The 11,932-nt window shown below is 50.8% G+C and carries 13 protein-coding genes; 10 read left to right on the forward strand and 3 right to left on the reverse strand.

Annotated elements, in window-relative coordinates:
* The first annotated feature begins 177 nt into the window (after positions 1-177).
* Positions 178-4,638 carry a cobaltochelatase subunit CobN gene (locus DNK57_RS08185; protein WP_192962478.1) on the forward strand — a complete coding sequence of 1,487 codons (4,461 nt, stop codon included), beginning with the start codon at positions 178-180 and terminating at the stop codon, positions 4,636-4,638.
* Positions 4,639-4,715: 77 nt separating this feature from the next.
* Here the strand turns inward: DNK57_RS08185 and DNK57_RS08190 are convergent, their stop codons facing one another.
* Both DNK57_RS08190 and csa3 read right to left on the reverse strand, forming a co-directional pair.
* Positions 4,716-5,576 (reverse strand): ATP-binding protein, encoded by an 861-nt coding sequence (locus DNK57_RS08190; RefSeq protein WP_192962479.1) that lies wholly within the window; start codon positions 5,574-5,576, stop codon positions 4,716-4,718.
* A gap of 19 nt (positions 5,577-5,595) precedes the next feature.
* Complete coding sequence (gene csa3 / locus DNK57_RS08195) at positions 5,596-6,189, reverse strand: CRISPR-associated transcriptional regulator Csa3 (RefSeq protein ID WP_048061223.1); 594 nt, start codon at positions 6,187-6,189, stop codon at positions 5,596-5,598.
* A gap of 414 nt (positions 6,190-6,603) precedes the next feature.
* Between csa3 and DNK57_RS08200 the strand changes: the two genes are divergently transcribed.
* From DNK57_RS08200 to DNK57_RS08240, 9 genes are all read left to right on the forward strand, one after another.
* Positions 6,604-6,939, forward strand: coding sequence for a DUF2085 domain-containing protein (locus DNK57_RS08200; RefSeq protein ID WP_192962610.1), 336 nt, complete (start codon positions 6,604-6,606; stop codon positions 6,937-6,939).
* Between the two features lie 33 nt (positions 6,940-6,972).
* Positions 6,973-7,458 carry a hypothetical protein gene (locus DNK57_RS08205; RefSeq protein ID WP_226891221.1) on the forward strand — a complete coding sequence of 162 codons (486 nt, stop codon included), beginning with the start codon at positions 6,973-6,975 and terminating at the stop codon, positions 7,456-7,458.
* A 16-nt stretch (positions 7,459-7,474) separates the two neighbouring features.
* Entirely contained in the window at positions 7,475-7,789 is a 315-nt protein-coding gene (locus DNK57_RS08210; RefSeq protein WP_192962480.1) for a DUF4064 domain-containing protein, read from the forward strand.
* 97 nt (positions 7,790-7,886) lie between these two features.
* Positions 7,887-8,600 carry a PsbP-related protein gene (locus DNK57_RS08215; RefSeq protein WP_192962481.1) on the forward strand — a complete coding sequence of 238 codons (714 nt, stop codon included), beginning with the start codon at positions 7,887-7,889 and terminating at the stop codon, positions 8,598-8,600.
* Between the two features lies 1 nt (position 8,601).
* Positions 8,602-9,150, forward strand: a complete 549-nt coding sequence (locus DNK57_RS08220) for a pseudomurein-binding repeat-containing protein (protein ID WP_320056901.1) — start codon at positions 8,602-8,604, stop codon at positions 9,148-9,150.
* A 150-nt stretch (positions 9,151-9,300) separates the two neighbouring features.
* The gene (locus DNK57_RS08225; RefSeq protein WP_226891222.1) at positions 9,301-9,969 is read left to right on the forward strand and encodes a hypothetical protein; all 669 of its coding nucleotides are present in this window, start codon (positions 9,301-9,303) and stop codon (positions 9,967-9,969) included.
* Between the two features lie 94 nt (positions 9,970-10,063).
* The gene (locus tag DNK57_RS08230; RefSeq protein ID WP_192962484.1) at positions 10,064-10,246 is read left to right on the forward strand and encodes a hypothetical protein; all 183 of its coding nucleotides are present in this window, start codon (positions 10,064-10,066) and stop codon (positions 10,244-10,246) included.
* Between the two features lie 9 nt (positions 10,247-10,255).
* Positions 10,256-10,942 (forward strand): DUF169 domain-containing protein, encoded by a 687-nt coding sequence (locus DNK57_RS08235; RefSeq protein WP_192962485.1) that lies wholly within the window; start codon positions 10,256-10,258, stop codon positions 10,940-10,942.
* 19 nt (positions 10,943-10,961) lie between these two features.
* A complete protein-coding gene (locus DNK57_RS08240; protein WP_226891223.1) occupies positions 10,962-11,174 on the forward strand; it encodes a hypothetical protein in 213 nt (70 codons plus the stop codon).
* Positions 11,175-11,274: 100 nt separating this feature from the next.
* Here DNK57_RS08240 and DNK57_RS08245 read toward each other — a convergent pair whose 3' ends face one another.
* Entirely contained in the window at positions 11,275-11,931 is a 657-nt protein-coding gene (locus tag DNK57_RS08245) for a nucleotidyltransferase family protein (RefSeq protein ID WP_320056895.1), read from the reverse strand.
* Position 11,932: the final 1 nt, after the last annotated feature.

Here is an 11,932-nt window from a genome sequence, read left to right on the forward strand (position 1 = left end):
TGATTGCAGCAAGACCAGTTACCGTACTGTGATAAGAAACAACAACAAACAGGTCCACCCATTACCCTTCAAATCATATAAATTTTACATTATAATAATTAAAGTTAATTTTAAATACTGCCTCTCTTAAAATAAATCTGAATAAAATTAAAGGGAGGTGAAATTATCAGGAGATTAATGGCACTGGTTGCAGTGATACTCACAGTCTCACTCGCAGGAACTGTCAGTGCAGCTGAGGTGACAGGACACGTCAGGGAGATCTACAATGAAACATCAGGGACATACACAACCCTTGAAAATGCGCTGCCAGTCAGAAACGCCACTGTAACCATAATACATAATGGATCGGTCCTCAATGAAACACATACAGCGCCGGATGGTTCATACAGAATCAACTTCAACGACACATTCCCTGCGGTTGTCCAGATAAAGTATTCCAGCTACAGGACAGCCACCTACACCATCAACGGCTCATGCACCATCAACCACACCTTCATGCCAGATATAGCCATAATAAGTTCGGTTCCAGAGAAGGGCCGCATCCTCAAATCAATGAACAACCGGAGGATAATCTACCATGACATGTGGGATCCATCATCAGCGGCAAACGACTGGATAATGGAGTACGTGAACTTCGCCTACCTGGACATGGCCATGCCCGGGACAGGATGGGGCGACTCATGGTACCCCTACCTCCTCAGGAGCCCTGCAAACCAGAGGAACATGATAGCAGCGGCCTTTGGTTACCCCACAGATACAGACAGCGACCCCTGGGGGGGCACGGGGCTGAACCTCCTGGGCGGAACCCCTGGAAACGACACAGCAGACACCATCGAGAACACCTACATTGCAAGCTACTATGCCCTTGCATCAGGGACAGCTGCCAGGGAGAACCTGGAGAACATGGTCAGGTACATCCAGTACCTCATGGGTGAGACCACCTTCAACCCCGTGGAGAATGGCCAGGGCCCTGTCATGGCATCCCCTGACTGGGGACTCTACCACCCTGACCGTGGTGTTATGAGCGTCTCGGCAACCAGGGAACAGATAAGGGCCTGGATAGAGGGCAACCCCGGGTTCATCCCACCCTATGACAGCCTGAGGTGGATAGATCAGAACTTCTCATCATGGGCAGAAAACCAGCGGGCAGATCTCTACAGGAACTTCGAGAACTGGTACAGTGCAAACAAGAACATAACAGGACCCTTCATTGTTGTTGTAAGTTACGGTCCATCAGCTACAGTGGACGCACTGATCAGGGAGGCCGAGAGGCAGGGAAGGGCCGCCTTCAACCTCTACCAGGGCGCCACCAGCCCTGCGGTGAGTTCACTCCTCGAGGAGCTCACACTGGGTGTCAACGGTAAGGGGCCCCTGAACCGCAACATAAGCGCCGTCATATCCCTCTACTCATGGTCCCTCAACTACGCAAACCTGCCATCCGGCGGGGCCCTCAGCGAACTTGAGAGGATCAACCTGCCCGTACTGAAGGCTGTGCAGCTATACAGCAACTCAAGCCTGACAAACCCCATGGGTGCACAGTACGAGTGGACCTGGCAGGTCACAATACCTGGATTTGAGGGCGTTTTCTCACCCGTGGTTGTATCATACACCGATTCATCACAGAATGAAGTCGTGGTTCAGTCAGGGGTCCAGAAGATGGTCAAACTGGCTGATGCCTGGGCCAGGCTCAGGGAACTTGAAAATTCAGAGAAGAAGATTGCGGTGATACTCTACAGCTACCCCCCTGGTAAGGATGGATTCACGGCATCATACCTTGACGTCTTCAGGAGCCTCCATGAACTCCTTGTGAAGCTCAATGAGAGCGGCTACAGGGTTGAGAGGATACCATCACCTGAGGAGCTCTACACCATCGTCTCAGAGTTCGGTAATAAGGGCACCTGGGCCCAGCCACTTCTTGAGAGGTATGTGTCAGAGCACAGGAGGGAGCTGGAAGCCAGAGGTCAGCTGCTCGACATCCAGAGGTACCTTGAATGGTTCAACGCCCTCCCTGAGAAGCTGCGCTCAGAGGTCATATCAAGGTGGGGCCAGCCCCCAGGCAACATAATGACGGTTAACGGGTCCATCGTCATCCCTGGTCTGATGCTGGGGAACATCTTCATAACTGTCCAGCCGGCCCGTGGCTGGGATGAGGTCACAGACTACCATAACCCATATCTGCCACCCCACCACCAGTACCTGGCCTTCTACCGCTGGATCGATGAGGTCCTAGGCGCCGATGCCATGGTCCACCTGGGGACCCATGGAACCCTCGAGTTCCTCCCGGGAAGGATGATCGGCCTCATGGAGGATGACTGGCCCTTCCAGCTCACCAGTCTGCCCAACATATACCCATACATAGTCTCAAACCCTGGTGAGGGAATGGTGGCAAAGGACCGCAGCGGTGCACTCATCATAGACCACATGACACCTGCAATGGTCCAGAGTGGCCTCTACGGTGCACTCATTGAGATCCACGACCTCATCCACCAGTACGAGAACGCCCTTAAGGTCGGTAACAACCAGATACTCCCTGCACTGGAATCCCGGATAAAGACTGAGGCCTCAGAGATGGGCTTCAACATGACCGGTAACTTCACAGAGGCCCTCGAGAGACTCCACCTCAGTCTACATGAGATAGAGTCAGACATAATACCCCTGGGACTCCACAGCCTCGGCAGGGTCCTTGAGGGTGACGAGCTCCTGGAGGAGGTTCTCACCATAGCATCATCAAGGTCAGATCTCCTCGAGAATATCAGGAAACAGCTCTATCCGGGTCTGCCAGCCTACACTGAGATGCTGAAGGACCCACTGCGCTACAGTGACGAGATAGCCTCAGTGAAGAACCTTGCACGTCTATGGATAGGCAGCATCATAAACGGTACTGTGCCCTCCGGGATAAATGCCACGGACCTTGAGTTCATCAATGACACCATCATGAAGATACGTGGAAACACCGAATGGCAGAGCATCCTCGCAGCGCTCTCAGGTGGATTCATAAGACCTGGACTTGCAGGGGACCCTGCCTGGTGTGACGTACTTCCAACAGGCGCCAACTTCTACTCAACAAACCCCAGGAAGATGCCCACAAGGGCTGCATGGGAGACCGCAGTGAGGATAGTTGATTCGATGCTTGCAGAGTACTACCAGAAGCATGGCAGCTTCCCTGAACTCATCGGTATGGTTATGTGGGGCACTGAACTCCTGAGGACCGACGGGATAGCCATTGCAGAGTTCCTATACCTTCTCGGAGTTAAACCCCAGTGGAACAGTAACGGTGACGTCAACCCAGCCCCGGTCCTCATGAATGCATCAGAACTCATGATAACAGTGAACGGTACCCGGATACCAAGGCCACGTATAGACGTATTTGTAACAGCAGTCACAGGTAACCAGCTCTGGATAGACCTCATGAATAAGGCCGTTGAACTTGCAGCTTCAGCCAGTGACACCGAGAACTATGTGAAAAAACATTACAGTGAATGCGGATCCCTTGACCGTGTATTCGGTCTCAGGGGACTCGTACTCGAGGGTACTGGTGTATCTGATATGACACCTGCAACCTCAAGGTGGAACACCAGCAGTGAACTCGCAGACGTCTACCTGTCAAGGGTATCCTATGCCTGGAGGTCCACCCCAGGAGGCGTGGATATACAGCAGAACCGGGGCACGTTCCAGTACCTCCTGGGTAAGGTGAACCTGGTGACACAGAACCTGGACAGCACATGGAGGCTGATGGACACCGACGACTACTATGACTGGTTCGGTGGAATGGTCCTCGCATCAAGGCACCTGGGAGGTAACCCCGATACAGCTCTTATAGATATAAGGAACAGGAACACGGTTACAGTGAGAACGGTGGCCGAGGAGATTGAACTTGAGATCAGATCCCAGCTCCTCAACCCGAAGTACATGGATTCCCTCCTCAATTCACCCAGCGGGTGGCTTGAATATGCTTCAAGGTACAAAAATGTCTTTGGAATTGCAGTTACAACCGGCAGCGTCAGCAATGAACTCTGGGACCAGCTCGCAAGGAACCTTCTGAGTGACCGCTTCAGGGCATCCGGGGGCTATGAGGCCACTGCAACACAGTCCATGATTGCCTGGGTCCTTGAAGCCGCAAGGAGAAACATCTGGAGCGCCGACGGTTCCCTGGTGAGGGATCTTGCAAACCGTTACATTGAACTCGCAGGAGAGTACGGTGTTGTCTGCTGCCACCACACCTGCGCAAACATTGTCTTCAATAACTGGGTGGTTAAGGTCTCATCCCTCAACCAGGCATCCCTCAAGAAGTTTGCAGCTGCACTGGCTGCAGCCACAGGGAAGTCCATTGATGTCCCTGGCTCTGATGGTTCACAGCCAGGATCAGCAAATGATGGTAGTGGGGTCGGCGAGACAGGTAAACCGGATTCAGGTTCCGCAGGATCTGCAGGTAGCAGTTCATCAGGCAGTGCATCCACTTCATCATCAGATGCTGCTGGAGAGTCATCATCCAGTGAAGGGAGAGAATCAGGGAAGGCCTATGAGGTTTCAGCCTCAAATAGCAGCGGTTCAGCAGAGAGTCAGGTGCCCCTCTATGCAATTCTGGGTGTCGTGGCACTTGTACTGCTCGTAGGATTTGGTTACTTCAGGGGTAAATAACCCCAATTCCTTTTTTTTAAGGCTCATAAAATTAATCATGGCCATGAGCTGCATCAGCTCTTAAACTAAGCATCATTCTAAAGGCAGCCCACCTGTTTCCTGAGTTCAGTCAGAACACGCAGCAGAAGTTTGCTGGTGAGGTGCCACTCCCCTCCCCTCAGCTCCACGAGGCCCCGGAGCTCAAGCCCCTCAATTTCCTCATCACCAACAGCCCCCTCTGGTATGGGGGCGTCACAGAGATCAGAGAGGATTCTCTTCTCCACGGGACTGAGCTGTGATAGCTCCACCATCCAGGGAAATGCGATCTGCTGAAACTTGGCAGTGAAGTTCTCCTCCAGCAGCGCCGGCCCATAGATGACCCCATCTGAGAGGACGTTCAGGAAGCTGTCAATGAAGAGGGGAAGCCCCTCTGTGAGTCTGTAGATGTAATCCAGACCTGCAGCTGTGGCCCTGAATTTGGGTGCCTTCATGCGGATGTAGTTCTCTGTTTCCCTATCCCTAAGGGGTGGTATGTTGACGATGGCCAGTTCAGGTATTCCCTCTTCAATCAAATCCAGTAAGTGTCTGCTGTAGGTGGTGGAGACCGCGCATCCCATTGAGTACATACTGCTCATCTTCCAGGCCTCCCTGAAGGCTGATGGTTCAGGTGGCATTGAATCTATGAGGATGTTCCACTCAACAGTCCTGGCCAGCGCCATTATCCTCCTGAAGTCTGGTATCCCCTCATGGACCTCCCTTATATCGGCGCACCTCATATCGATTAGAGTTGTCCTGCTGGGGTTCTCCCCATGGAGTTTCCTAAGAATAGCTGTTTTTCCGGAGCCCCTCATACCTGTTACAATCACGAATCCAGGGTCATTGAGGCATTCCCTGATCCTTACAAGTTCCCTTTCCCTTCCAAAAAACACATCAGTCCTGTTCAGGGAGATTATGGGCATAAATACACTTATTCATGTTTTAGAGTACTGCGAGTTCGCCGGCTGAGGTTATTTCAAGCTTTTCCCGGTCGATGAAGCCCATGTCACGGAGTTCCCTTATGTGGTTGTAGGTCATCCCCCTGCTTATGCCTATCTTAACTGCAAGGTTTTTAACGGATTTTTCACCGGCCTTGAGCTCCTCAAGGACCTGTTTCTTTGTCTTGGAGATTCCGAAGCTCAGTATTGGGAGGTCTATCAGTTCATTGTCCTCCTCAGTCACATAGACTATGCGCTGGACGTCGTGGTTTCTTGCGTAGCAGCCAAAGAGTGCGCCGAGTGCCTGGGTCTTCCTGCCCCCGCTTATGTTCACAACCACACGCCTTCCATGGGCCCTTTCCTCGTCTATGATCTCCACCATATCCCTTGCAATGCTCACAACGTCATAGAGGCTGGTCTCAAAGGTTGTTATCTCGACGAAGTTGCCGAGGGTGTCCCTGAGAACCTGCTCCACCTGCTCCTTTTCCCTGGGAGCCTTGTCCTCCTTGAGTAAAACCACCTTTCGCGGTGAGAACTGTGTTATGCAGAACATCACCGGTTCAATGGAGTATATCGTGGATATAAGCGTGGTATCCATTATTATCACGTCCCTCCTGTTTTCCTATCCCAAAGTTTTGTTCACGGAAAACAATTCATCATATTTGAGTTTATATTCTCTGATTACTCTATATATAATTTTCCTATTTTGATTTTACATTCATAAAAAACGCTTTTTTCTATCAGATCATGAGGTATCCTGCAGGATTAAATTTACAGCTAGCAGCATTCATCATCATACCCTGAATTTTAATTCATCCCAATATGGAGATGATGAGATTTCTCTGAGGATACCATGACAGTGAAGGATTGTATAATGAAGTTAATGAAGGCGGCATCCTACCAGTGAAAAAAATTTCTTATCGATGTGGCTGATATTTGATTATGTCAATAAAAAATGTTAACATTTAAATATAATGAGATGCCTATCATATTTTAGATCCATTGATACATGGTGGTGTGTATGAGGTTCAGGTACATATGTCACAGAAAACCGGAGCGAACATTCTCATTCAGGGGGCACTACTTCCCTGTTTGTTCAAGGTGTACCGGCATATACCTGGGGGCCTTCACCTATTTCCTGTATGCATTCCTCATACCTGTGAAGTATAATGCATCAGCCGTTCTCATGGCGTCCCTCCTTGTGCTGCCGACCTTCATTGACGGATTCACCCAGCTGATGGGTTACAGAGAAAGCAACAATGTTCTGAGATTCTCAACTGGGCTGCCAGCAGGTATTGGACTGGCAGTGCTTACAAAGGTCCTCAAACATCTCATACTCCACCTCTGATACTCAATGGATCAAAAAGAGGAAGTATTCTAAATGAGCTGGTGGAAGGAACAGAGTTCAGCCACCAGGGCCGGCGTCCTCATAGGTGCACTGTGCCTTGGTATGATACTGATAGTTGCGATAGCTGGAATGATGGCCCCGGATAACACACAAAGCGGAGCAGAATCCATAGAGGATAGTTCTGGAGCCACAGAAACTGGATCAGGTGTGAAGGTTGAGGATCTTCACGTTGTCGCAGAGGGCTATGGAAGCTACTCTGTGAAGGGAAAGATCACACCCCTCAGTGACTTCTCATACCTGGAGATGCACCTCAAGTGGTATGACTCAGAGGGAAACCTTCTTCAGGACAATCCCCTCGCATGGAACATAAACGATGCCAGGACCGGACAGGCAGTTAAGTTCAGTGCAGTGGACTACATTGACACCGGGACACCAAGCAAGGTTGAGGTACTTATCTTCAGTGATTCTTTCAGTGGTGATGAGAGCTCAGCCATCTACAGGACAACATTAAAAGTTTAAATGGAGGTGAATGGATATGAAGGATGCTCCAGAAACATCAAGGACACTGGAACTCGTCCTTGGAATAATAGGTGGAATATTCGGTCTGCTTGGAGGACTTTTTGCCATTGTGTTCTCGGTGTTCGGGGCCGAGCTTCTATACCTTGGTATGAGCGCAATTCTGGCCTCGATTGTGGGTATCATCGGATCTGTTTATGTCAGGGAGAACCCCCTCAGGGGTGGTGCTGTGCTTATAATAAGTGCAGTATGGCTCCTCATAAGCATATCCGCCTTTGCGATTCCCGGCACAGTTTTCCTTGGTATTGCAGGAGTTCTTGCCCTTGTAAGGTAGGACTCCCCGCAAAAATTTTTTCCATTGGTATTGCAGGAGTTCTTGCCCTTGTAAGGTAGGACTTCTCTACAAAATTTCTTTATGTGGAGGTATTCTATTGAAATATTACAGGTTGAAATGTTCTAAGTGTGGATCAGAAAACAGTAGAGGGGCGAAATTCTGTTTAAACTGCGGATCAACTCTATCCCGTGAAGGCGGGGATAAAGGATGGTGGAAGAGGCAGAGCAGAACCTCAAAGTTTCTTATCATCTCACCCATCGCCCTCCTCTTACTTGTCCTGGCCGTGGGTGCACTCACAGAACCATCCTATGACAGTGATGTTAATTATGATAACGATTATGATAACGATTATGATAACGATGCTGCAAGCGTCTCAGGCGCATCCAGCATGAACACATTCTCTGAAAACGGAATATCATTCAGCTATCCAGACACATGGGAAATCTACACACCCGATGAGAGTAGTGATGATAACGTTGTTTCCCTCAAGTCCTATCAGCAGGGCATGGCTTCAATTCTTTCCGTGTACAGGATGCCAGCCACGGGGGACCTTGAGACCGAACGCGATGCGTGTATTGAAGCCATCTCTAAAAATGGGGATGATGTAACCTATGTTAAGAAGACCACTGTGGACGGCAACAGGGCCTACATCATAGGATCCTCATACTACTATGAGGGTGATGAAGGTGAACAGGAGTACGTGGTATTCATTGAAGGGGACTATGCCTATACTATCCTCTTTACAACCGATGACCTATCACTTATACAGGATGACATAGACAGCATAATATACAGTTTCAGGGTTGATTGAGGTGTCTGATAGGACCATCCTGGTAATTGTGGCTGTCATGGTTATCCTCGCCGGGGCGGCGGTGGCACTGCAGCTCATGGACACCTGCAGCACTTCAGGTGCCGGTGACGATGTTATCATCAAAAAAGCAGATGATGGCTACTACCTCAACCTCCAGGCCGCCCTGGAACTCGCAGAGATGGACACCGGCAATGGGACCGTGAACTACAGGAGCTTCAACTTCACAGGACCACAGCGCCTCTACATCTACTCAAGGGCCGTGGTAATGATAGGATTCAATGACACTGGCATGATACACGTCAGGAATTACGGAGGACCGGAGGACCCCTACGGCTACCTTGACACCGCCACCCTCACAGAGAGCGAGTACCTTGACATGGCAGAGCGCACCTACACATGGATGGAATCCCATGGCAGAAGCCCCAACCATGTTGGGATCTACGTGGAGGGGTCACCTGATATAACGCCAGACCTTGCAGAGAAGATCTTCAGGGAGGTCCTCATTGAATACAGGAGGACAGGTAAACTCCCTGAGATTACAGGTGTCTGAAAAACATTTCCTTATTTTTATTTCTAAGGATCTGAAATGATATCTGATAGGAGTATTCATATTCCATAAAGGAGCAATTCATAAATCAAGGCATCTGATATCGAGGGAAGCGATAAATTGAAGATTAAATTGATGTTAACTCTGCTGATTTTGTTAACCCTTATCAGTGTAATCCACCCTGTGAGCCTTCTCACCCCCTCAGGGGGCAACCATGAGGCCCGGGGTGAGGTCATCGGCTCGGATGAACTTGGCACCGTTGAAAGGCTGGGGCCCTACGGTAACCATGATTCACCCATCAGGATAGCCATCATAACAGGCGTCCACCCCCTGGAGGGGGATGCCCACAGTGCCATGATACAGGCTGTGGAGGAGAACTCAGACCGCCTCAGGTACATGTACGTCATCTACCACGTGAATGTAACCCGGGACCCCTCAGACTATGAGAGGGGGAGGATGGCGGGCCAGGTACTCGCAGGAAGGTACGTGGTCCCTGACGTGTCAGCCGGGGACTACGCCCTCGCAGTTGATGTGCACTCCAACAGGGGCAACTACGCCGTGAGGAGGTTCGTATTCACACCACTCCCTGAGGAGAGGAGCAGAGGGATAGCCATGGAACTCTCATCAAGGATCAGCTGGTTATCCTACCACTTCCCGGAGTCCCAGACAAGCCCCGCCTATGTTACGGAACCCCTGATAAGGAACGGGATACCTGCAATCCTCTACGAGAACTACATGTACCAGGACCCATCCAGGACACTTGAAGATGCCAGGGAATTCCTGATGACCCTTGACTCCATTGACGTCTCCATGTTCAACTGAGAGAACAGCAACCACCAGGTCAATCATGAGGTCACCCACCTAAAGAAGAAGCACCACCAGATTAATATACGTGGTGGATGAAATATTATAGTCGATGATACACTACAGAATGGACCAGCCAGAGAGGGTGAGGTGCAGTGTCTGCGGCGGCATCGCAGAGGAGGTCGAGGAGACCTACCCCGAGGAGGGCGACTTCATCCTCTTGATCTACAGGTGCCGTGACTGCGGCCATCTCGAGAAGCGCCAGTACGGTAAACCCGTGAAGATAATTGATTGAGGTGATTTAATGGTTGATGTGTGCGGTGTTAATGGATACGATGAGATCTCAGGGAAACTGAAGGATCTTCTGGGCCTTGAAAAATCCCCTGTGGCAATTAAACTCGTCCTGAGGGAGGATGACCTCCCTGAGGGTGTTGAGAAGATAGAAAAACCTGCAAGGCACTGTGAAATGGTCCAGATGGCTGCAGCAGGCGAGGTGTTCTATGCCACTGCAGAGGCCCAGGCATGCAAGGGTGGTGCCGATGCCCTCGGAATCGATGAGGCCCCTGAGAAGGTCAGGACAGGGGAGTTCTACTACAACCTCGGAAGGTTTGCAAGCTTTGCATCAGCCAAGAGGACCTTCGATGGGATACCATCCATTGACCTCAAATTCTATGCAGCAGTCTACGCACCCCTGGAGAAGGCCACATTCGACCCCGACGTAATATTGATAATCTGCAACCCGGCCCAGGCCATGAAGATCTCACAGGCCCTCGTCTACACCCTCGGGGGCCGTGTGGAGGCAGACTTCTCGGGTATACAGTCACTGTGTGCAGATGCCGTTGCAGGGCCATACATGAGGAAGAGGCCAAACATAACCATGGGCTGCAGCGGATCAAGGCAGTACGCTGGTGTAAGGGACGATGAACTCATCGTCGGCCTCAACGGTGAAAACCTGGGATGCTTTGTTAACGCCCTTGAGGCCATAAGTTAAGACAATCCATGGGGATGATATGGTGGTTGAGACGAAGACCTTCAGGATCCTTGAGGATGTTGCAGACCTTGAGGAGAAGATAAGGAAGTATGAGGGTGAGGCAGACCAGGAACTTGTAATCAACTGGATCTACGACACCCTCGAGATCCTCAGGAGTGTTGGTAAACTCCTCGAGGAGGTGGAGGACCGCCTGGATTTACTTGAAGAGGAGACCGAGGAAAAGAAATTCTAGGTCTCCACCTTTCTATTTTTTCTGTGAAAGATAGCATTCCATTGAGATCATTCTGTATCTTTATCTACATCCCTGAAATGGTCCCTGATCCTCAAAGAGATCATTCTGTATCTTTATCTACATCCCTGAAATGGTCCCTGATCCTCAAATAATCACTGTAATGGTTTATGTTAACAAGTTCAATGGGGTCAGAGGCCTCTACACCGTAGAGCCTCACACCATCCTCCAGCATCATCCAGAGGAGGGGGTTTATGTTACCATCCCCCCGGGGCAGGTACTCCCTGAGGAGATCGGCGCCTGCTGCAAGGGGCATCCCGATCCCCCTGGCACTCTCAAGCCAGCCACTCTCACCCCTCGCGAGGATTGAAACCGTGCAGGGATCAGCATGTTCAGCTATCCTCCTGAGGGTTGCAGGTGATACTGCTGGCTGGTCCCCTGCAGCGCAGAGAATTATATCTCCAGCTGCAGCCTTTACACCCCTCAGGAGTGACGAGGATAAAGGGACATCCACGGGGTCGTTTCTCACCACACGGACATCCAGACTGGAGAGGGCCTCCTCCACCTCCCCTGCCCTGTGGCCTGTCACGACTATGCACTCATCAACCCCCGCAGAGAGCACAGCCCTGACTGTAGCCTCTATGACGGTAACCCCATTGAGGGGGAGGAGGAGCTTGTGGACCGGTTCGAGGCCAAGTTCAGCCATGTCCCTCATCATCCGGCTCGCCCTGCCGGCTGCAGCAACGACAGCAGATATCACA

The organism is Methanothermobacter thermautotrophicus (assembly GCF_014889545.1).
In the GTDB taxonomy this organism is placed as follows: Archaea; Methanobacteriota; Methanobacteria; order Methanobacteriales; family Methanothermobacteraceae; genus Methanothermobacter; species Methanothermobacter thermautotrophicus_A.